This is a genomic window from Vitiosangium sp. GDMCC 1.1324 (assembly GCF_003044305.1).
GTDB lineage: Bacteria > Myxococcota > Myxococcia > Myxococcales > Myxococcaceae > Archangium.
On sequence record NZ_PZOX01000039.1, the window covers coordinates 14,104 to 35,080 of the forward strand.

The window sequence follows — 20,977 nt, forward strand, 5'->3', positions numbered from 1 at the left end:
CCACGCGGTAGGAGCCGCTACGAAGGTGATGATGACGAGGAAGAAGACCGCACCCGGAGCGAAGAGGCCGTCGCTGTCTCGCGAGGAGTTCGAGCAGCACCACCTTCCCGTCTGGGTAGGACGCTACGGCGCGTTCAGTACCGACCACCGGCCGAACCAGCCGAGAGGAACAACCGCCGTCCATTCGTACGCCGTCATCGTCCTCGTGAAGCGCGGGCAGGTGAAGGTGCGGCACACCGGCGATCTGGTGCTCCGGGCGGGAGACGTCCACATCATTCCACCCGGGGACCCCCACGGAGGGGTACACTTGGAAAACGTGGACGGATGGGCGCTCGCATTCCACCCGGAGGCGCTCCCCCACGAAGACCCGAGCTGGGGGAGCCACACGGGCCCGCAGCTGGGTCCGTTGCTGCGGATCAGGAGCGGGTGCCATCCGGTCCTTCGTCCGACCGCCGCTCAACGCCAGCGCCTCGAGCAATGGATGCAGCTCCTGGAGTCCGAGCTCTCCAGCAACGAGAAGTCCCGCGACGCGGCCGTGAGCACCCTGCTCCAGTTGGTGCTGATCGAACTGGAGCGGATGAGCGGCCCCGAGACCCTACCGGACCCGGCGGGCCTGGGCCTGGCCCGGCGAGTGCTCACGCACATCGAGTCAAACGCCCTCGGACCTCTGTCCCTCACGGATGTGGCCCGAGCGATCGGACGCTCCGCCACGCACGTGGCCGGCGTGGTCCGGAAGGAGACGGGCCGCACGGTGGGCGAGTGGATCCTCGAGTACCGCATGGCCGAGGCACGGCGGCGGCTTCGAGGTACGGACGAGCGCGTGGACATCATCGCCGAGCGCGTGGGCTACGCGGACGTGACGCACTTCATCCGCCTCTTCCGGAGAGCCCACGGCCTCACACCCGCTGCGTGGCGGCGCCAGAACGGTGCCGCTCGGCAACACGGAGGAGTTGCGTGAGAGAGAAGTCCAGCAGCGACTGGCACGAGCGCATGTAACGATGGGCCCGGACAAAGGGCAGCCAGACGCGGCTACCCACGAGCACCTGTGCCTCCGAAAACTTCTTGCGAGGTATCCACTGGCCGCCCAGGGTGCGCACCAGCACCTGGCCCAGGTACGCGCCAATGGCGGGCACCGCATGCTCGTCGATGTTCTTCCGCTCGAAGACCCGCGGGAACTCCTCATGCCAGAACTGGTAGTCCACGTCCGTGAGGGACTCGGGCGTCGCCTCGAAGACGGAGGGCACCTTCGTGTGCATGAGCGCCACCAGGAGCTCGGCGAGGTAGCTGTAGATTTCGAGCGCACGCTTCGGGTCCTCCACGTCCGAAGGCAGGGCGGCGTCGGCGGGGAGCCACTCCTCGGGCTCGGGAGGTTGGTATGCGTTGAATTCGGCAATCTTCCGCTGGCGCTCGTGAATGGCAACGCTGTCCACGACACGAGAGAGGAGCGGTGCCACGTCCGGGTGGAAGCGGGGCTCCACGGGGGCGAGCGTGGCGCTGCGCTCGCGCAGGGTGCGCAGCACGGTGTCGTAGTCCAGGTCCGGCCGGAGGTGGACGTACGCGCGGGCCTGGGCCTCACGCGCCTCGTCGCTGGCGAAGTCCGCGACGGTGGGCCAGATCACCAGGAGGACAGAGCCGTTGGGGAGCGCCTCCACCCGGTGCGCCGGCGTGGACAGCATGCGCTCGCGGCCGACGGCTTCCACCAGCTTCGGACCGAAGACGTTGAGCCAGAACACCTCATAGATTTTGTCGAACCCGTCTCTGTACCAGGTCTCCTTATCGCGGCCAAAGCTGGGTGAATCCGTCAATGCCTTGTCAGCCATGCTGTGGGCTGAAGCATGGGCGACCGGATAGCGAGAGGCCCAGGCACGAACCATGTCCACGAGTCTTCGGCAGCGCTCCTCCTCGGCGAAAAAAGACAAGGGCTGCACCTTGAGCGTGATGCGCAATTCGGGAGGAAGAGGCGGGAAATCAAAACTGGGCCACATATACACTGCGGGCCACTTCGTGCGACGGAGCACGATGGACGTGCTGTTTTCATCACGCTCCTCCTCCAAGGACTTCCAAAGGGCAGCGCGGGTGTACTTGCGCCGCCGCTTGCCCTCGACAACGTCCGGCATCCACTCGCCGGCGTACTCCTCGAGCGCCTGGAAGATGGGCTCCAGCTCGCTCTCAAGTGCGGCCTGCGGGTCGAAGGCCCCTTCGAGGGTGAGTGTGAGGTGGTCCTCGGGATTGTCGTGAAGCTCCAAGACCTTCATTGAAACAGCACCTCCACTCCCTTGACCTCCCTCTCGGCTTCCCGCACGACTGCCTTCAAGTCATCTACCATCTTGGGCTTGAGGTCGCCGCCCTCGTAGATGAGGCGAACCCTTTGGACCGGCACCTTGCCGCCCTCGCCAAGAAGGGGCTTGAGGGAAGGCCGGCGGATGTTCAGCATCTCGCCGTAATAGCGCAGGGCCTCGCTCGCGTCCGCCTTCATTTGTGCCTTCAACGATTTTGGCTCCAGCAAGCTAAGGTTGCGGCTCTTGAAGCTGATCGTCTCGACGCGAGGTGGCCGTCCGGCAAGTTCGCCCTCTTCGATGACGAGCACATCCGCGAAGCGTAGGCCGCTGCCTGGCTTCCACACACCCACGTACGTCTCGATGCGGGGCTTGGCGAAGTCCATGAGGAATCGGCGCTGCGCCTGGGGGAGGGTCGCGTCGGCACGCAGCAAGTCCACCAGCGAGGCCACGCTCCTGGGCGACCTCGACGAGAAAGGCAGCGCGCTTGCGGTTGAGGATTCCGGCAGTGTCTTCACGCACGGGCCCCAGGGCGCCGAGCCGGACGGCGGACCAATCCTCCAACGCCTCCACCAGCCGGGGCATATCCACCCGTTGCTGCACGTCGACGAACTCAGCGGGTGAGCACGCCAGCAATGGAGCGAGCAGCTCCTCATCACTGGAGGACAGGTCGGGCCAGCCCGGAGGCATGGCCACGCCTCCGCAAGTGAGCGGGGCGTCCGCCTTCCGCGCTGGGAAGCCGCCCGCCCCTCCCGCTGCAGCCACCGGAGAGGAGACCGGCTGCCGCGGGCTGGTGCCCTGACGGAACGACGCGGGCCGGGAGTGAAGGCCGTCACCGCTCGTCAGACTCCCTCTGGGGTAGCCCGTCGCGCAGCCTCCAAACAGCACCAGCGCCACTACGGCCAGGAGGGCCGAACCCGGTCGCCACCCAGGCCCACGAAGCGCCGGAGCGGCGTGCACTGAAAACACCAACGAAACTTCCGCGTCTACCCGGGACGGGCCAGGGCCTGCGGAACGGGTGGACACGTGAACCTCCCCAGCAAGTCGCTTATTGGAGAGCGCGATATCAGGGACGTGACGTCGCGAGTGACGTCTTTCGGATGAAAGCTCCAACACGCGCCGCAGGGTGCCGCCGCTCGTGCTCCCCTATGCCTCCCAGGAATCCGAAGCGCGGAGAGGGCACATGGCGGACGCATTCGATGTGGTGGTCATCGGTGGAGGCCCGGCCGGAGAGAACGTGGCGGCACGGACCGCCGCGGGTGGACTCTCAACGGCCCTCGTGGAGGTGGAGCGGCTTGGCGGAGAGTGCTCCTTCTGGGCCTGCGTCCCCAGCAAGGCGCTGCTGCGGCCTCCCGAGGCACTGTGGCTGGCCCGGCACTCCCCTGGCGCTCGCGAGGCGGTGAAGGGCTCGCTCGATGCATCCCAGGTCCTCGCGCGCCGGGACGAGGTGGTCCACGGCTATGACGACAGCTCCCAGCTCGAGTGGGCGCGAGGCGCGAAGTTAGACGTGGTACGCGGACATGGCCGGCTCACGGGCCCTCGGGCGGTGCGGGTAACACTGCGAGAAGGAGGGACTCGCGAGCTGACGGCGCGCCGGGCGGTGGTGCTGGCCACGGGCAGCCGTGCGCGCATTCCGGACGTCCCCGGGCTGCGCGAGGCGAAGCCTTGGACGAACCGCGAGGGCACCGCATCCAAGGCCGTGCCCCGGAGACTGGTAGTGATGGGAGGTGGCGTGGTGGCGACGGAGCTGAGCCAGGCCTGGCGCGCGCTGGGTACCGGGGAGGTGACGCTGCTGGAGCGGGGTGAGCACATCCTCGGGCGCGTGGAGCCCTTCGCCCGCGAGCTCGTGGAGAAGGCCCTGCGAGAGAGAGGCATCACGGTGCGCACGCGCACGCAGGTGACGCGCGTCCACCGGCCCGGCGGTCAGGGCGAGGTCACGGTGACGCTCGACACCGGCGAGACGCTGCGCGCGGACGAATTGCTGGTGGCGACGGGCCGTGTGGTGTCCACGCAGGACCTGGGGGTGGAGACGGTGGGACTCACCCCGGGCAAGCCGGTGGAGGTGGATGACCAGCTCCGCGCGCGAGGCGTGGAGGGCGGCTGGCTGTACGCATGCGGAGACGTGAACGGGCGCAACCTGCTCACGCACATGGGGAAGTACCAGGGGCGGCTGGCCGGAGACCACATCCTGGGCAAGCAGGTGGAGGCGTGGGCGGACACGCGGGCAACGCCCCAGGTGATCTTCACGCATCCACAGGTGGCCGCGGTGGGCCTCTCCGAGGCGGAGGCGCGCAAGCGGGGCCTGCCGGTGCGCACGGTGCAGGTGGGCCTGGACTCGGTGGCGGGCTCGAGCCTGATGGGAGAGGGCTTCGACGGCGCGGTGAAGCTGGTGGTGGACGAGCGGCGGCGCATCCTCCTCGGAGCCACCTTCGTGGGCCCCGAGGTGGGCGAGATGCTGCACTCGGCCACCATCGCGGTGGCCGGCGAGGTGCCGCTCGACAAACTCTGGCACGCGGTGCCCGCCTACCCCACCGTCAGCGAGGTGTGGCTCCGGCTGCTGGAGTCCTACGGCTTGTGAGCCGCGGAGGCCTTCGCGAGCGTGTCGAAGGCGGAGATGACCTCGGGAGGGGCCTGCACCAGCTCGATGAGCACGCCCTCGCCCCCGAGCGGGAACTGCTCGTTGCCCTTGGGGTGGATGAACGTCACATCGAAACCGGCCGCGCCCTTGCGGATGCCGCCGGGAGCGAAGCGCACGCCCTGCCCTTCGAGCCAGGTCACCGCCGCACGCAGATCATCCACCCACAGGCCCAGGTGGTTGAGCGCGGGATCATGCACGCGAGGCTTCCCGTTCGGGTCCACCGGCTGCATCAGATCCACCTCCACGCGGAACGGCCCGACTCCGGCCACGATGATGTCCTCGTCGACGTTCTCGCGCTCGCTGCGGTAGGTGCCGTGGGGCTCGAGGCCCAGCACGTCCACCCAGAGCTTGCGCAGGGGCGCCTTGTCGGGCCCGCCGATGGCCACCTGCTGGAGGCCCAGGATGCGAAACGGTCGTGTCGTCATGGCGAGGCACCGTCGCAGAGGGAGCGCGGCCAGGCAAGGGTCTCCGCCCCGGCGTGTCAGAAGCCCGGCGGCACCCGGCCATGCAGACAGGTGATGGTGTTGGGCACGCGAGGCCCCGACCACAGTGCCCGCCGCACTCCCGAGCGCGCCTGGGGCGGCACGCCCTCCTCCACCGGCCAGTGGGGCTCCGCACCAGGGCCCAGCGAGTGAAGCCCGCTCTGCCAGGGGCCGATGACAAAGGTATGCCCCGCGGCGCGGCAGCCGAAGAAGCGCGTCCAGGCGCGAGCGAAGGCATGCCCCCGGGCCGTCCCGAATGTCTCGCAGGTGCGGAACCACCAGAGCGATTCCCCACCGGGCACGAGCCGCTCGCGCAGCGCCACCAGGCGCTCCTGCCACGGGTGGCCCGGCGCGAGCGCTCCAATGTCCAGTGGCACACGATCGATGAGCACACAGCCCCAGTTGCCATGGCCCCAGAACTGGATCTCCGCGATGCGCTCCTCGCGCGAGCGGGCGAGCAACCAATCGAGCGCCTCGGGCCAGCTCGCCGCCCCCTTCCAGTCATCGAGCCGGCCGAGCGCGCGATACAGCACACCGCCCACGCGCCACGAGAAGGTGAGACCCGGAAGACCCCACGACCCGCCGCAGGTGCGGTCGTAGACCATCAGCCTCAAGCCCGCGCTCCGAGCCGTCATCACCCGTCCTCCTCGGAAGAAGGTATCGCTCCGGGGCACCGCGAGCGAGGGGGTAGAAGCCCGCGAAGTAGCTCGGCGAATGAATATCCCCGAGGATGGGACGTCCGGCTCATCCCCGGTCCAGATTCTCCAAGGAGCCCCTCCCATGCGAGCCCTGCTGGCATCCCTGATCTTCTCTCTCTTCCTCCTCCCCCGCTCCAGTGAGGCGGCCACGCTCCGTTGCGGCAAGGAGCTCGCCTCGGACGGCGCCTCCAAGTCCGACGTGCTCCTCAAGTGCGGGGAACCGACGGCGAAAGAGAGCCGCACCGAGACGGTGGGCGAGAAGACGAAGCAGAAGACCGGGGAGGAACCCACGACGACGACCACCACCGAGCACGTCGTCACCAAGACGATCGAGGAGTGGACGTACAACTTCGGCGCCAACCGGCTGATGCAGGTGGCGGTGTTCGAGAACGGCCGGCTCGTCGACGTGAGGAGCGGCGGCTACGGGCGGTAGCCTCAGCTCGACAGGGCGACCGTCCGGCCAAGGAACTGGTCGTCCGACACGACCGAGGCCAGGAAGCGCCCGACGCTGCTTCGGGGGATGGTGTGGTGATGCACCTCGCCCTGGGTCGACGCCAGCACCTCGTGGAGGGGCCTCCCATTGGTGAGGCCCACCGGCTGGACGATGACCCAATCGAGCCCGCTGTTGCGCACCAGTTGCTCCTGGCGCTCCTTGTCGGAGATCTGCTCCTTGATGAGCCGGTAGCCCAGCTTGAAGAACCAGGGCAGCTTCTCGCGCGTCTCCCCCACGCCGAAGGCAGACACCACCACGAGCCTGCGCACCCCGAGCTTCCCCATCGCCTGGATGATGTTGCGGGTGCCCTCGGAGCAGATGGTGGTGGGCGTGTTCGACCGGTGGAGGAAGCGAACCTTCAGCGGGTTGTCATTCACCCCGAGCGACACCACCACCGCGTCCTGCCCGGATATCGCGCGCTCCACGGCCCCGGCATCCCGGGCGTCTCCCGGAGCGAGCCGCAACCGCTCCGAACGGAGACCGAGTTGATCGGCATGACGCGAGAACGCCGTCACCTCATGCCCCCCGTCCAGGAGTTCCTGGACCGCCGCATGTCCCGTTCCGCCCGTCGCACCGAAGACGATGACCTTCATGGCTCTCCCCCGTTCCGTACCCTTGGGGATGGAGCCCGCGACGGGCAACCCGGGGAATCCGCTCGTTCCGCCCTCGAGGAGGCGGCCGACCTCATCCCCGGGTGCCAGGTGGCCTGGACTAGCCGCCGATGGCGCCGTTGATCAGCGGCGCGAGGATGTCCATGCCGGGATCCTCATCGTTGTAGCCGTTGGCCGGCTCGTAGATGCGGACGCGCTGGTTGTCGTTGATGAACCGGCTGAGGAACACATCCATCGGCACGAACTCGCTGTAGCACTTGTAGCTCTGGTACGGCTCGGTGATGTACTCGTACCAGTAGTGCTTCTTCTCCATCTTCTGGCAGGCGTGCGCGCCCACGAAGGTGATGATGGTGCTGCAGTGGCTGGCGTTGATCGGCCGGCTGTGCGGGATGAAGTAGCTGTAGTTGTTGTAGAGGTTCAGCTCGGCGACCAGCTTGTCCTGGTCCTCCTTCCAGTACTGGTGGATGGTGGCCTCATCGATGGGCGAGTAGAAGCGCTCGTAGGAGAAGCGCGAGTAGTTGTAGTCCATCGTGTAGCCCGTGTAGGCCAGCTGATCATTCGGGAACTCCATGGCCAGCATGCGGTTGATGGTGCCCATGTTGTTGCGGTCGAACGAGGCCGGCAGCAGACCGAGCACCGAGTCCAGGTTCCACGACTGGCGGATCTTCAGGTGCAGCGCGCGCGAGCGATCATTGACGTTGGGCGCCAGGAAGATGGGACCCGAGTCGTTGATGAAGTAGCCGCGCGCCGGATTGATGCCGCGGCGGATGAAGTAGTACCCGGCCGAGGTGGCGGTGCCGCCAGCGCTATAGCCGGAGACCAGCAGCTTCTGGACGCTCGGGAACTGCGTCTTGGCGTAGTTGATGGCCGCCGTCGTGTTGGTATAGCCCGAGTGGTACCAGGTGAGCGTCGGCTGCCCGCCCGTCGTATCCGGGTAGGTGGCCACGCTGTTGCCCACGTGCACATCGCCCGTGCAGTAGGGCAGGTAGACGATGTTCCAGTCCTTCGTCACCAGGTCGGTGCGGCTGCGGAAGGGCAGGCCCGGATCGGCGCCGTTCACGATCGGCGAGACGTACTTCGCCGTGAACTGCGTCATGTAGTCGTCCGCGATGCCGTTCGGGTTGGCCGCGCCGATGACGCCCGCGCGCCCGCTACAGGTGTCATAGTCCCAGCACGCACCGCCACCTTCGAGGAAGAAGATCAGGTTCTTCGAGCCGCTGGTGCTCTTGTGGACGAAGAACTTGTACTGAGAACCGTTGCCACACTTCGTTCCCGGCAGTTCGACCTTCTGCCAGTCGTAGGTGTTGCCGCCGTCCACCAGCACGTCGACGATGCCGGAGACCAGCACCTCCGCTTGAGCGACGCTCGGGGGGACCGCGGTGGCTGCGAGAAGGCCCAACAAGAGATGGCTTTTCATCCCAATTCCTCCTTGGGGGGGTACAGAGTGGGACGCGTGTCTATATCACTTTCCGTGAAATAATTGTATCGCCCATCCCACCAGGAGAACGCCTTTTCCCAGGTTGCGGAGCACGCGCGGTGCGGGCTATTGCGTCGGCATGGGCGCGAATACCCGATCGAAGGTTCTCCCGTGGCTCGCGGCGCTGGCCACGCTCGTGCTGCTGGCCGTGCTGTTGTTTGTCCTACCGCGTCAAGAGGACGCCACGCGCGAGCCTCCCCAGCGCGAGGAGAAGACCGCGGCGCCCGCGAGCAACACCGCTCCACCCCCCTCCCCCAGCGCGCCCTCCGCGCCACCCCAGGCCCTCGCCGCCGTCGCGACCGACGCCGGCGTCGTCTCCGACACGCCCCCCGAATTCCAGCCCTCCGCGGAGCCCGGCAAGCATCCGGTGGACCTGGCGAAGCTGCGCGAGCGGCTGCCCGGCAACCTCTACTGGGAGCTCGGAGTCCCCACGAAGGATCCGGAGGTCCAGCGCAAGCGCGCCGAGGACGGGAAGCACTGGAACGATCTCTACGGCAAGGTGCTGTCGGGCACGGCCACCGAGGAGGAGATCCGCCAGTACTACGACCACCGGCGCAAGGTGTCGGAGGACTACATCTCGTTCGCCAGCGCGGTGCTTCAGGAGTACGGCTCCCAGCTCCCGGATCAGGAGCGGGGCCTGTACGAGCTGAGCATCCGGATGCACCGCACCCGGCTGGAGGAGATGCCCGGGCAGCTCGATGACGCGCTCGCGCGCAAGCTCACCCAGGACCAGCGCCGCAAGGAGTGGAACGGCAAGTAGGTGTCCCGGAGGCCCGTCCGTTCCGAGGGTATTCATGCAAGCGGCACCCGGGTCCCCCTTCCCGACAGGCACAGCCGCCCTCACCCTCTAGGGCAATCATGGTTCCTACCGCTGCCTCCGAAGTTTCCGACAAGCGGCGCTGGCTCGTGCTCGCTGGCCTGGTTGCCGTCCCCGTCTATGTCGTTCCCGTCGGCCTGTGGGGAGTCCGCGCGCTCTGGCCTCGCGTGCTCCGGGACGCGACCTCGGGTGCCATCGCCCTGGGCCTGGTGTCCCTGGCCGGCATGGGCCTGTGTGCCTTCGCCCGGGTGAAGACCGAGCAGCCGGGCAGCGAGCGCTGGAAGCTGCCGTCGCGCTGGCCGCTCATGCCGGAGGAGTTCGCCGCCTCGGCGGCCTCGGGCCACTGAGCCGTTGGACCTCCAGCCATGACACGTCACGGCACCGTGTCGCCGTGACGCGGCTCGTCAGCCACCACCCGCGACTGTCCGCAAGCCACCTCTTCGTCCAGGGGGCCACCGCAGCACGCGGTGTCCGCTTGGGATATAGGGTGCGCGACAATCGGGCGGGAGGCAGCGCGTGGCACTCAGTGTCTTCGACATGTTCACCATTGGCATCGGCCCATCGAGCTCCCACACGGTGGGGCCGATGCGCGCGGCGCGGCAGTTCGTGGAGACCCTCGCGAAGGCGGAAGGCGGGCTGGGCTCCGTCGAGTCGGTGAAGGTGGAGCTCTTCGGCTCGCTCGGACACACCGGCAAGGGTCACGGCAGCGACATCGCGGTGCTGCTCGGGCTGGAGGGCGAGCGCCCCGAAGAGGTCGACTGCGACGCCGTGCCGGCCCGCATCTCTGGCATCACCGAGACCGCGAAGCTGAAGCTGCTGGGCCAGCACGAGGTGAAGTTCAAGCCCTCCGAGGACATCGTCTTCCACAAGCGGCAGTCGCTGCCGCGCCACCCCAACGGCATGCGCTTCACCGCGGAGCTCGCCGGGCGGAGCGAGCCCTTCACGCGCGCCTACTACTCGGTGGGCGGCGGCTTCGTCGTGAACGACGATGGCACGCCGTCGCACGGCGTGGGCGTGAGTGACAGCCGCATCCCCTACCCCTTCAAGACGGGCGCGGAGCTGCTGACGCTCTGCCAGCAGACCGGGCTGAGCGTCAGCACGCTGATGCTGGAGAACGAGAAGGCGCTGCGGCCGGAGACCGCCGTGCGGGCGGGGCTGCTGCGCATCTGGGACGTCATGCAGGCGTGCGTGAAGCGCGGCTGCGAGCGCGAGGGCATCCTCCCGGGCGGGCTCAAGGTGAAGCGGCGCGCGGCCGGCATCTACCGCAAGCTCAAGGGGGACATGCGCGGCAACTCGGATCCGCTGCTGGCGATGGACTGGGTGAACCTCTACGCGCTCGCGGTGAACGAGGAGAACGCGGCGCAGGGGCGCGTGGTGACGGCGCCCACCAACGGCGCGGCCGGCATCATCCCCGCGGTGCTCCACTACTACCGGCGCTTCGTGCCGGGCGCGGACGACGAGGGCGCCATCCGCTTCCTGCTCACCGCGGGAGCCATCGGCATGCTCTACAAGCTCAACGCCTCCATCTCCGGCGCCGAGGTGGGCTGCCAGGGTGAGGTGGGCGTGGCCTGCTCCATGGCGGCGGCGGGGCTCGCGGAGGTGATGGGCGGCACGCCGGAGCAGGTGGAGAACGCGGCGGAGATCGGCATGGAGCACAACCTGGGTCTCACGTGCGACCCCATCGGCGGACTGGTGCAGGTGCCGTGCATCGAGCGCAACGCCATGGGCTCCATCAAGGCCATCAACGCCGCGCGGCTGGCGCTCCAGGGAGACGGCAAGCACAAGGTGTCGCTCGACAAGGTCATCGCGACGATGCGCCAGACGGGCGCGGACATGATGACCAAGTACAAGGAGACCGCACGCGGCGGTCTCGCCGTGAACATCATCGAGTGCTGAGCCCCCACGGCTCCGCGCCCCTGCCGCCTCGAAGGAAGTGAAATGCTGAAGAAGGTCCTCCTCGCGCTCGCCGTGGCCCTCGTGGGATTCGCCGCCGTGGTGGCGTCGCGGCCATCCACCTTCCGTGTGGAGCGCTCCATCACCATCGCCGCTCCCGTGGATCTCCCCTTCGGCATCGTGAACGACTTCCACAAGTGGCACTTCTGGTCTCCGTGGGAGGCGCTCGACCCGGCGATGAAGAAGACCTTCGACGGGCCCTACGCGGGCCCCGGCGCCATCTACGCCTGGTCCGGCAACGCGCAGGCCGGCGAGGGGAAGATGACCCTCCTGGAGTCACAGCCCTACGACTCCATCCACATCCAGCTCGAGTTCATCAAGCCCTGGCCGGCCACGAACACCGTGGTCTTCACGTTCCAGCCGGGGCCCGAGGGCGTCACGGTCCGCTGGGCCATGGAGGGGCACCACACCTTCATGGCCAGGGCCTTCTCCCTGTTCGTGGACATGGACGGGATGATCGGCAAGGACTTCGAGAAGGGCCTGGCCACCATCAAGTCGCTGACCGAGACCGAAGCGAAGAACCGGCTCGAGCGGGAGGCCCGGCTCAAGGCCAAGGCCGAAGCCGAGGCAGCCCAGGCGGCTCAGGCCGCGCCCACCGCGCCGGCCCAGGCGACGACGACCACACCCTGAAGTCCACCGGGGCGGGAGGCTCCAGGAGCCCCGCCCCGAGTCATCCCCTCACTTGGGGCCGCCCAGATTGGCGCAGGCGCGCTTGTCACCGCCGTCGCAGGCGCGCTGCAGGAGCTTCGTGGCCTCGGCGTCGTTCTTCTCGGCGCACGCGCCGGTCCTGTGGCAGATGCCCGCGCTGAAGCAGCCCGCCGGGTCACCGCCGTCACACGCGCGCATGTAGAGCGAGAAGGCGCGCGCCGGATCCGCGCTCACGCCACGCCCCTGCCAGACGAGTGAGCCCAGCACGTTGCACGCCCGGGCGACGCCCGCGTCGCACACCCGCGTGTACTGCTCGGCCGCACGCGCCATGTCTCCCTTCCGCTCCGCCTCCGCGGCCGCGTCGAGACATCCCTGAACCGTCCCACTGGGACACTTCTCATCCTTGCTCGCCAGGGCCGCCGCGGCCTTGTCCTCCTGCTGCGGTGGCTTCTTCTCCGAGCACGCCACCACCGAGAGCAGCGCCAATACCCAGACCCTTCTCATGGACTCCTCCTCTTCACATGACGCAATGCATTGAACGACGCGATGCCTTGAACGACGCAACGCGTTGAAAAAGGTTTTACCGGGAAAAAGTGACAACCCGCATCAGTCCAACTAATTCTCCTAGTGAAGCACCCAACCCCCCCACCGAGGAGTCCCATGCATCGATTGAGAGCGTTGCTGTTGCCCGCCCTGGCGGCGCTGTTGCTGCTGCCAGCCGGGCCGGCGCGAGCACAGATCGCCGCGTCGCACGTCTACCACAACCACATGCCCAACTTCTGGCCGTACTACGACGTCAGCAAGTACGCGTCCACGCCAGTAGGCGGAGCCATCCGCTACACGTACGACGGTCAGGTCATCAACCTGAAGAAGAGCCCGCCGGCGAACTACACGTACTACCTGCCGTCGGGCGCGCCGATGCCGCACGACGACCTGGTCACGTACTACTCGCACGACGCGAAGACGGGCGCGTACCTGTACTGGCCCCCGGATGTGGCGGCGGACATGAACAGCAACGCCTCCACCGGGCAGATCCACGTCACCATGTCCGCGGCGGTGGTGAACAACGTCAACGACCTCAATGCCTTGCAGAACGTCCCCGGCTACACCAACACGAACTGGGGCTCGCCCTGGAGGGACCGCTACAACGCCCTGCGCACGCCGGGAGGCAACCGGACGCTGGATCTCATCCACTTCACCGGCCACCACTCCATGGGGCCGCTGGTGGGACCGGAATATTTCCTCAAGGATCTCATCTACCAGAACGTCACCCTGGCCCAGCCCTACTTCCTGGGGAGCAACTTCCAGTCCTCCAAGGGCTTCTTCCCCACGGAGCTGGGCTTCTCCGAGCGCCTCATCCCCACGCTCACGAAGCTGGGCATCCAGTGGTCCGTCATCGGTGACAACCACTTCTCGCGCACCCTCAAGGACTATCCCTTCCTGAACGACCCGGGCTCGGACACGCTGGTGTCGCCGCCCAACCGCGCGGACCTGCAGAACACCAGCAACGTGGGAAGCTGGGTGAGCGCGCAGATGGCGCATGAGCAGCAGACCATCCGCAACAAGTACCCGTTCGCCTCCACCCCGCACTGGGTGCGCTACGTGGACCCGGCCACGGGCGCCGAGTCGCGCATCGTGGGCATCCCCGTCAACCAGAACGGCTCCTGGCTCGAGGGCTGGGAGGGCGAGGCCACCGTCGACGTCGTCAACCTCAAGAGCTTCGAGGGGCTCGTATCCCAGAAGCAGTTCTTCGTCATCGCCCATGACGGAGACAACTCGGGCGGACGCGCGGGCTCGGCCAGCACCTGGTACAACGGCCGGAGTGTCACCTGCACCAATGGCGTGCAGTGTCTGGGCATCACCGAGTACCTGCTCAACAACACGCCCGCCTCCACGGACGTGGTGCACGTGCAGGACGGCTCGTGGGTGGACACGCGCGACTCCTCGTCCGATCCGCAGTGGCACCACTGGAAGCTGCCGTTTGGCATCTGGAAGGGCCAGTTCCCCGCGTTCAACTCGGCCACGGGCCTCAACCTGGCGCCCAAGACGAACCTCAGCGGCGTGCAGGAGGGCATGACGGTCTCGCTCGAGTACGGCTGGCATTACCTGGAGCGCAACTTCGCGCTGCTCCAGGCCTCCCTCAACTACGCGAAGACGGCCGAGCAGATCTGGCTGGACGCCCACCCCAACCACTGGAAGCCCTCCACCACGCAGGACAACCAGGTGACGTATGCGGGCAACCAGCTCAATCCCTGGATGATGTCCTATCCGGTGAAGGGCGACCCGAGCAACGACTGGGCGGGCGGCGCCAACCCCGCGGAGCTGGCCTGGTACTTCCTGATTCCTTCCATTGATTCGGGCTTCGGCTACTACGACGAGAACCAGGACGACAACGTCAAGCCCACGCTGTCCTTCAACCAGTCGCTCTATTTCTCCAAGCCCTACGTGCAGGACCGCATCGCGCAGGACCGCACGGGGCCGTCCGTCTGGTGGCCGCAGCGCTGGCCCTACAACCCGGGCAGCGCCAACACGGACAAGTCCGAGGGCTGGACACTCCACCACTTCGACAACACCTTCGCCCTCTATACCTACGCGTACGACGTGAGCGGCATCACCAGCATCAAGGCCCGCGTCCGCGTGCACACCAACAAGAGCATCGACCCGCTGGACAACACCCACAAGGTGTATGACCCCGCCGCGCTGAAGGCGGCCGGCGTGTCCAACATCGACACCACGCGCGTGGGCGCCTGGGTGGACTATCCGCTCACCCGGCGTGACCTGAAGCCTGTCATCAATGGCGTCGCGTGGCAGCCCACCTACCTGCCCGTCATGGCGAAGGTGCCCGCGCAGGAGATCGGCGACCTCTACTACGTCTACCTGGGCAACTACCGCGACCAGCTCCTCGACTACTACATCGAGGCCACCGACAGCCGGGGCAACGTCACGCGCAGCGAGATTCAGTCCGTCTACGTCGGCGCGGGCAAGTACAACCTGGTCGGCGGCAAGTACGTCGAGGACATCAACGGCTCGGTGCAGGGCACGTATCCGTTCCTGGTGGTGGACACCACCGCGCCCTCCACGCCCACGGGACTGGCGGCCTCCACGAAGACGGATCGCTCGGTGACGCTCACCTGGAACGCGGCCTCGGACAACGTGGCGGTGACGGGTTACGACATCTTCCGCAATGGCACGCAGGTGGGCTCGAGCACCAGCACGAGCTACACCGACAGCGGCCTGACCGCGAGCACCACGTACAGCTACACCGTGAAGGCGAAGGACTCGGCGGGCAATACCTCGGCGGCCAGCTCGGCGCTCTCCGTCACCACCCTGGCGCCGGATACCACCGCCCCCTCCGCTCCCACGGGGCTGACGGCCTCGGGCACGACGAGTTCCTCGGTGGCGTTGCTGTGGACGGCTTCCACCGACAACTACGGCGTCGCCGGCTATGAGGTGTACCGCAACGGCACGCTGGCGGCCTCCGTCACGGGCACGAGCTACACGGACACCGGCCTGTCACCGAGCACCACGTACAGCTACACCGTGAAGGCGAAGGACGCGGCGGGCAATGTCTCGGCGGCGAGCTCGGCGCTCTCCATCACCACCGGCGCGGGCAACACCACCACCATCTATTACAAGAAGGGCTTCACAACGCCTTACATCCACTTCCGTCCCGCGGGCGGCACGTGGACGACTCCGCCGGGCTACGCCATGCCGGACTCGGAGATCTCCGGCTACGCGAAGTACACCGTCAACCTGGGCACGGCCACGCAGCTCGAGTGCGACTTCAACAACGGCAGCGGCACCTGGGACAACAACAACGGCAGCAACTACTTCTTCCCCACGGGCACCTCCACCTTCAGTGCCGGCACCATCACCTCCGGTGCCCCGGTGGTCGACACCACAGCGCCCTCCGTGCCTGGCAACCTCACCTCGCCCTCGAGCACGGCCTCGTCCGTGACCCTCTCGTGGACGGCGTCGACGGACAACGTCGGCGTGACGGGCTACCTCGTCTTCCGCAATGGCACCCAGGTGGGCTCGCCCACAGGCACCACCTACACGGACAGCGGACTCGCGGCGAGCACCGCGTACAGCTACACCGTGAAGGCGCGGGACGCGGCGGGCAACACCTCGGCGGCCAGCTCGACGCTCTCCGTCACCACCAGCGCCGGCAACTCCGTCACCGTCTATTACAAGAAGGGCTTCACAACGCCCTACATCCACTATCGCCCCGCGGGCGGCACGTGGACGACGGCGCCGGGCGTCGCCATGCCCGACGCGGAGGTGGCGGGCTACGCGAAGTACACCGTCAATCTGGGCACGGCCACGCAGCTCGAGTGCGACTTCAACAACGGCAGCGGCACCTGGGACAACAATGGCGGGCTCAACTACTTCATCCCCGCGGGCGTGCAGACCTTCAACGCCGGCACCATCACCGCGGGAGCTCCGTCCGCCGACACCACCGCTCCCAGTGTGCCCTCGGGCCTGGCGGTGTCGTCCAAGACGTCCACCTCCGTCTCGCTCACGTGGACGGCCTCCACGGACGCCAGCGGCATCTCCGGGTATGACGTGTACCGCAACGGCTCGCTCGTGGGCTCTCCCACCTCGGCCAGCTACACCGACACGGGCCTGAGCGTCGGCACCACGTACAGCTACACGGTGCGGGCGCGCGACACCGCGGGCAACGTCTCGGCCCAGAGCACGGCCCTGAGCGTCACCACCAGCACCACAGGGGCCACCGTCACCTTCAACGAGACGGCCAGCACCGTGGTCGGACAGAACATCTACGTCGTGGGCAGCATCGCGGCGCTCGGGAGCTGGAACACCGGCTCGGCCATCCTGCTCTCACCGGACAACTATCCGACGTGGAGCGTGACGCTCAGCCTGCCCGGCTCGACGTCCTTCGAATACAAATACATCAAGAAGGACGGCAGCGGGAACGTCACCTGGGAGAGCGGCTCCAACCGCACCTCGACGACTCCGGCGAGCGGTAGCGTGACGCTCAACGACACCTGGAAGTAGCCCGGACATCCGATGCCCCGGCGCGAGGCCCACGAGCCTCGCGCCGGTGGCCGGAATCTGCCCAACCCTCGCTACCCACCCCGGGCCAGGGTGTGGCTACCGCTCCAGACACGGTTGAGGGTCATCCACATCACGCCCGTGGTGGTATCGAAGGAAGCGAAGTAATCCACGTCTGCCTTCAACGTGGCGCCATCCAGGGTGATGCTCGGCGGAACGCCGCCCAGGCCGCGGACGAGGAAGATGGGATTCTTGATGTCTCCTCCCGCGGCATTCAGGGTCACGGAGAACCCGCCGGTCACAGCTGCCTGGAACTCATAGGCCCCATAGACGCTGTTGTAACCAGGCACCGGATAGGTCGAGATGTCGGAGCGGGCCACACCGACAGGACCCGAGGTGACCACCTGGCCCTGGGTCGCGGTGAGCTGCGCCTGGAGCATGCGCTCCACCTGGGTGGTCTGGGCCAGAACATCTCCCGTGCTCTGCCGGCCCATGACCATGACGACGGAGTAGCTCTGGTAGGGATGACCCGAGTAGTTATTCTCGTAGCCATAACCCGAGTACGAAGGGTTGCCGACGGCACCGTACATCAAGCCCCAGGCGAGACGCTTGCTTCGGGTCGGATTGTAGCCATCCATCTCGTACTGGCACATCTGATAGGGCCAGTTCCAGTTGTCGGGCATGACCCAGTTGTCGCCAGGAGAAGGATCATTGCGGGTCTCGGAGGTGCGGCCCCAGTTGTCATTGAACCAGGTGCCTCCCGTGTTGTGCTGGAGCCAGTTGAGCGTCTGGACCATGCCCATCTCCGCATCGGCGCTCCGGGAGTACGTCAAGGTATAGGGGACGACGTTGGGTTGGCTGTAGTCCCAGCGGCTCTGGGCCAGGAGCGGTTCGTCACGGGAGAAGAACCTGTACTTGTCGCCCCACTTCACACCATCCACATTGGAGTTGGTGCCATCACCATCCCAGGCGATGTCACCATAGGGAGTGCGGGAGTCCGCGTTCTTGGACAAGCCCGAGGAGCCGGCGGCGCTGGTATCGAAGGTGACGGAGTAGACCGGATGGTCCCGTCCCGTGGCGAAGAACCAGTGGACCGTGGTCTTGATGGGGGGGTTGCCGCTGATGGGCATGTTCCAGGTGAACTCGTGGATGGCGTGATGCCGGCCCACGAAGACCTGGCGGTAGTTGCCCGAGACGTCGGCGGAGTGGGTCACCCCGCCGCTGCTGTCGTGGTTCACGATGTAGCCCCAGCCGTTCCACTTGCCGCTGGCGCCCGTGCCCGTGGCGACACGCTCCTGGGTGCCCAGATAGAACCGGAACTGCCGGAGCATGCCGCCGTGGCTTCCACCCGGATCCACGGAGTCGTTGCGCGTGAGGACCGCCGTCCGCTGCTGCCGGCCGGAATCCAGCCAACGATAGACATCCGAGTCATAATTCCCAGGGAGCTCGTGAGCCCAGGTGAGGGATGCCCAGACGTCTGGGGGAATAGTCACTGTCACCGTCGTGATCGCCGTGACACTGCCCGCACCGTTCGTGGCTGTCAGCGTATAGGTGGTCGTCGCGGTCGGGCTCACTGATACGCTCGTCCCCGTCACCGCTCCCACTCCCGACGAGATGCTCAGGCTCGTAGCCCCTGTCACTGTCCAGCTCAGTGTCGAGCTCTGGCCCAGGTTGATTGTCGCCGGTGCCGCCGAGAACGTCGTGATGGTCGGCGGAGGCACCACCGTCACTGTCGCGGTCGCCGTGACGTTGCCCGCGCTATTCGAGGCTGTCAGGGTATAGGTCGTCGTCGCGGTCGGGCTCACCGCCACGCTCGTCCCCGTCACCGTGCCGACTCCCGGCGAGATACTCAGACTCGAGGCCCCCGTCACCGTCCAGCTCAGTGTCGAGCTCTGGCCCCGATTGATCGTCGTCGGCGCCGCCGAGAACGTCGTGATGGTCGGCGGAGGCACCACCGTCACCGTCGCCGTCGCCGTGACGCTTCCCGCGCCATTCGTGGCTGTCAGGGTATAGGTCGTCGTCGCGGTCGGGCTCACCGCCACGCTCGTCCCCGTCACTGCACCCACTCCCGACGAGATGCTCAGGCTCGTGGCCCCCGTCACCGTCCAACTCAATGTCGAGCTTTGCCCCAGATTGATCGTCGTCGGCGCAGCAGAGAACTTCGTAATCGTCGGCGGAGGCACCACCGTCACCGTCGCAGTCGACGTGACACTGCCCGCACCGTTCGTCGCTGTCAGTGTATAGGTGGTCGTCGCGGTCGGACTTACCACCACGCTCGTCCCCGTCACCGTGCCCACGCCCGGCGAGATGCTCAGGCTCGTGGCCCCTGTCACCGTCCAGCTCAGTGTCGCGCTCTGGCCCAGGTTGATAGTTGCCGGCGCCGCCGAGAACGTCGTGATGGTCGGTGGAGGCACCACCGTCACCGTCGCGGTCGACGTGACGCTTCCCGCCCCATTCGTCGCTGTCAGCGTATAGGTCGTCGTCGCGGTCGGGCTCACTGCCACACTTGTCCCCGTCACCGTGCCCACGCCCGGCGAGATGCTCAAGGTCGCGGCCCCTGTCACCGTCCAGCTCAGCGTCGCGCTCTGTCCCAGATTGATCGTCGCCGGTGTCGCCGAAAAACTTGTAATCGTCGGCGGAGGCACCACCGTCACTGTCGCGGTCGCCATGACGCTTCCCGCGCCGTTCGTGGCTGTCAGGGTATAGGTGGTCGTCGCGGTCGGGCTTACCGTCACGCTTGTCCCCGTCGCCGTGCCCACGCCCGGTGAGATGCTCAGACTCGTAGCCCCCGCCACCTCCCAGCTCAGCGTCGTGCTCCCACCCAGGAAGATCGTCGACGACTCCGCTCCGAACTTCGTAATCGTCGGCGGAGGCACCACCGTCACCGTCGCGGTCGCCGTGACGCTTCCCGCGCCGTTCGTGGCTGTCAGGGTATAGGTCGTCGTCTCGGTCGGGCTCACCATCACGCTCGTCCCCGTCACTGAGCCCACGTCCGGTGAGATGCTCAGGCTCGTGGCTCCCGCCACCTCCCAGCTCAGCGCCGTGCTCTCATCCAGGAAGATCGTCGACGACTCCGCCGTGAACGTCGTGATGGTCGGTGGAGGCACCACCGTCACCGTCGCGTTCGCAGTAACGGTCCCCGACTCGTTCGTGGCTGTCAGGGTATAGGTGGTCGTCTCGGACGGGTTCACCGTCACACTCGACCCTGTCACCGTGCCCACGCCCGAAGAGATGCTCAGGCTCGCGGCTCCCGCCACCTCCCAGTTCAGCGCAGTGCTCTCACCCCGGAAGATCGTCGATGGCACCGCCGCGAAATGGGTGATCGTCGGTGGCGGCAGAGGCGGCTCGGTCACCTTCACCGAGGACTCCGCGTATCTGCTCTTATCCGCCACACTCGTGGCTCGCACCGTATACGAGCCCGCCACTCCTGGTGCCGTGTACACGCCCTCAGAGGTGATGCTCCCGCCCGTCGCCATCCAGCTCACCGACGTGTCGCTCGCCCCCGTCACCGTCGCCGTGAAGCGTTGCGTCTCCCCCGTGGAGAGCGTCACCGACGCCGGGTCCAGGCTCACCGTTACGCCAGGAGTGCTCCCGTCCGGGGTTCCACTGTCGGGGGGACTGACGATGGGATCGGTGGCCCTGTCACACCCGAGCAGGGCCAGCAGGGGTAACATCAGCACCAGGGAGCTCAAATTCCGGTACATCGGCGGCCTCCAACCCGAATGGGATGCGCGCAAAGGGGGGGTGCATGACACCCCTATCACCCTCGAGTGCGCAACGGCGTCGTAGCTGACACGTACAGCCACCATCCCAATCAACAGAGCCCATCCGCTGAGAGCCGAAAGAGACAACCCCGGCACAAGGCTCG

The 20,977-nt window shown here is 67.0% G+C and carries 16 protein-coding genes; 8 read left to right on the top strand and 8 right to left on the bottom strand.

The annotated features are described in order from the left end of the window. The first annotated feature begins 28 nt into the window (after nt 1-28). Nucleotides 29-958 carry an AraC family transcriptional regulator gene (locus tag DAT35_RS55500; protein ID WP_233262282.1) on the top strand — a complete coding sequence of 310 codons (930 nt, stop codon included), beginning with the start codon at nt 29-31 and terminating at the stop codon, nt 956-958. Here DAT35_RS55500 and DAT35_RS55505 read toward each other — a convergent pair. Both DAT35_RS55505 and DAT35_RS55510 read right to left on the bottom strand, forming a co-directional pair. Continuing rightward, a complete protein-coding gene (locus DAT35_RS55505) occupies nt 897-2,255 on the bottom strand; it encodes a hypothetical protein (protein WP_108077596.1) in 1,359 nt (452 codons plus the stop codon). The genes DAT35_RS55500 and DAT35_RS55505 overlap by 62 nt on opposite strands. Next, nucleotides 2,252-2,728 (bottom strand): hypothetical protein, encoded by a 477-nt coding sequence (locus DAT35_RS55510; protein ID WP_199243305.1) that lies wholly within the window; start codon nt 2,726-2,728, stop codon nt 2,252-2,254. Before DAT35_RS55510 ends, DAT35_RS55505 begins: the two co-directional genes overlap by 4 nt. Before the next feature lie 731 nt (nt 2,729-3,459). Here DAT35_RS55510 and DAT35_RS55515 point away from each other — a divergent pair. Beyond that, entirely contained in the window at nt 3,460-4,854 is a 1,395-nt protein-coding gene (locus DAT35_RS55515; RefSeq protein WP_108077597.1) for an NAD(P)/FAD-dependent oxidoreductase, read from the top strand. On the opposite strand, the gene DAT35_RS55520 is transcribed toward DAT35_RS55515, so the two are convergent. After that, nucleotides 4,842-5,339: a VOC family protein gene (locus DAT35_RS55520; protein WP_108077598.1), complete on the bottom strand. Its 498-nt coding sequence runs from the start codon at nt 5,337-5,339 to the stop codon at nt 4,842-4,844. The genes DAT35_RS55515 and DAT35_RS55520 overlap by 13 nt on opposite strands. A gap of 56 nt (nt 5,340-5,395) precedes the next feature. Beyond that, a complete protein-coding gene (locus tag DAT35_RS55525) occupies nt 5,396-6,031 on the bottom strand; it encodes a hypothetical protein (RefSeq protein WP_233262283.1) in 636 nt (211 codons plus the stop codon). Between the two features lie 145 nt (nt 6,032-6,176). Here DAT35_RS55525 and DAT35_RS55530 point away from each other — a divergent pair, with 145 nt between their 5' ends. Next, nucleotides 6,177-6,527 carry a DUF2845 domain-containing protein gene (locus DAT35_RS55530; RefSeq protein ID WP_108077599.1) on the top strand — a complete coding sequence of 117 codons (351 nt, stop codon included), beginning with the start codon at nt 6,177-6,179 and terminating at the stop codon, nt 6,525-6,527. Between the two features lie 2 nt (nt 6,528-6,529). On the opposite strand, the gene DAT35_RS55535 is transcribed toward DAT35_RS55530, so the two are convergent. Both DAT35_RS55535 and DAT35_RS55540 read right to left on the bottom strand, forming a co-directional pair. After that, nucleotides 6,530-7,180, bottom strand: a complete 651-nt coding sequence (locus tag DAT35_RS55535) for an NAD(P)-dependent oxidoreductase (protein ID WP_108077600.1) — start codon at nt 7,178-7,180, stop codon at nt 6,530-6,532. 118 nt (nt 7,181-7,298) lie between these two features. Then, nucleotides 7,299-8,615, bottom strand: coding sequence for a pectin acetylesterase-family hydrolase (locus DAT35_RS55540; RefSeq protein ID WP_108077601.1), 1,317 nt, complete (start codon nt 8,613-8,615; stop codon nt 7,299-7,301). 139 nt (nt 8,616-8,754) lie between these two features. Between DAT35_RS55540 and DAT35_RS55545 the strand changes: the two genes are divergently transcribed. The 4 genes from DAT35_RS55545 (at nt 8,755) to DAT35_RS55560 (ending at nt 12,075) form a co-directional block, all read left to right on the top strand. Beyond that, complete coding sequence (locus DAT35_RS55545; RefSeq protein ID WP_108077602.1) at nt 8,755-9,435, top strand: hypothetical protein; 681 nt, start codon at nt 8,755-8,757, stop codon at nt 9,433-9,435. A 98-nt stretch (nt 9,436-9,533) separates the two neighbouring features. Further along, a complete protein-coding gene (locus DAT35_RS55550; RefSeq protein ID WP_146210298.1) occupies nt 9,534-9,839 on the top strand; it encodes a hypothetical protein in 306 nt (101 codons plus the stop codon). 169 nt (nt 9,840-10,008) lie between these two features. Then, on the top strand, nt 10,009-11,388 hold the full coding sequence (locus tag DAT35_RS55555; protein WP_108077604.1) for an L-serine ammonia-lyase: 1,380 nt from the start codon (nt 10,009-10,011) through the stop codon (nt 11,386-11,388). A 42-nt stretch (nt 11,389-11,430) separates the two neighbouring features. Next, a complete protein-coding gene (locus tag DAT35_RS55560) occupies nt 11,431-12,075 on the top strand; it encodes an SRPBCC family protein (RefSeq protein WP_108077605.1) in 645 nt (214 codons plus the stop codon). A gap of 48 nt (nt 12,076-12,123) precedes the next feature. Here the strand turns inward: DAT35_RS55560 and DAT35_RS55565 are convergent, their stop codons facing one another. Beyond that, nucleotides 12,124-12,597: a tetratricopeptide repeat protein gene (locus DAT35_RS55565; protein ID WP_108077606.1), complete on the bottom strand. Its 474-nt coding sequence runs from the start codon at nt 12,595-12,597 to the stop codon at nt 12,124-12,126. Nucleotides 12,598-12,753: 156 nt separating this feature from the next. On the opposite strand from DAT35_RS55565, the gene DAT35_RS55570 reads away from it, so the two are divergent. After that, nucleotides 12,754-17,112: a carbohydrate binding domain-containing protein gene (locus tag DAT35_RS55570; protein WP_108077607.1), complete on the top strand. Its 4,359-nt coding sequence runs from the start codon at nt 12,754-12,756 to the stop codon at nt 17,110-17,112. Between the two features lie 71 nt (nt 17,113-17,183). Here DAT35_RS55570 and DAT35_RS58625 read toward each other — a convergent pair whose 3' ends face one another. Next, on the bottom strand, nt 17,184-20,813 hold the full coding sequence (locus DAT35_RS58625; protein ID WP_146210299.1) for a hypothetical protein: 3,630 nt from the start codon (nt 20,811-20,813) through the stop codon (nt 17,184-17,186). Nucleotides 20,814-20,977 lie beyond the last annotated feature (164 nt).

Coding starts and splice junctions, on each gene's coding strand:
- DAT35_RS55500 (WP_233262282.1), top strand. CDS start 29: ATGATGACGAGGAAGAAGACCGCACCCGGAGCGAAGAGGCCGTCGCTG.
- DAT35_RS55505 (WP_108077596.1), bottom strand. CDS start 2,255: ATGAAGGTCTTGGAGCTTCACGACAATCCCGAGGACCACCTCACACTC.
- DAT35_RS55515 (WP_108077597.1), top strand. CDS start 3,460: ATGGCGGACGCATTCGATGTGGTGGTCATCGGTGGAGGCCCGGCCGGA.
- DAT35_RS55520 (WP_108077598.1), bottom strand. CDS start 5,339: ATGACGACACGACCGTTTCGCATCCTGGGCCTCCAGCAGGTGGCCATC.
- DAT35_RS55525 (WP_233262283.1), bottom strand. CDS start 6,031: ATGACGGCTCGGAGCGCGGGCTTGAGGCTGATGGTCTACGACCGCACC.
- DAT35_RS55530 (WP_108077599.1), top strand. CDS start 6,177: ATGCGAGCCCTGCTGGCATCCCTGATCTTCTCTCTCTTCCTCCTCCCC.
- DAT35_RS55535 (WP_108077600.1), bottom strand. CDS start 7,180: ATGAAGGTCATCGTCTTCGGTGCGACGGGCGGAACGGGACATGCGGCG.
- DAT35_RS55540 (WP_108077601.1), bottom strand. CDS start 8,615: ATGAAAAGCCATCTCTTGTTGGGCCTTCTCGCAGCCACCGCGGTCCCC.
- DAT35_RS55545 (WP_108077602.1), top strand. CDS start 8,755: ATGGGCGCGAATACCCGATCGAAGGTTCTCCCGTGGCTCGCGGCGCTG.
- DAT35_RS55550 (WP_146210298.1), top strand. CDS start 9,534: ATGGTTCCTACCGCTGCCTCCGAAGTTTCCGACAAGCGGCGCTGGCTC.
- DAT35_RS55560 (WP_108077605.1), top strand. CDS start 11,431: ATGCTGAAGAAGGTCCTCCTCGCGCTCGCCGTGGCCCTCGTGGGATTC.
- DAT35_RS55565 (WP_108077606.1), bottom strand. CDS start 12,597: ATGAGAAGGGTCTGGGTATTGGCGCTGCTCTCGGTGGTGGCGTGCTCG.
- DAT35_RS55570 (WP_108077607.1), top strand. CDS start 12,754: ATGCATCGATTGAGAGCGTTGCTGTTGCCCGCCCTGGCGGCGCTGTTG.
- DAT35_RS58625 (WP_146210299.1), bottom strand. CDS start 20,813: ATGTACCGGAATTTGAGCTCCCTGGTGCTGATGTTACCCCTGCTGGCC.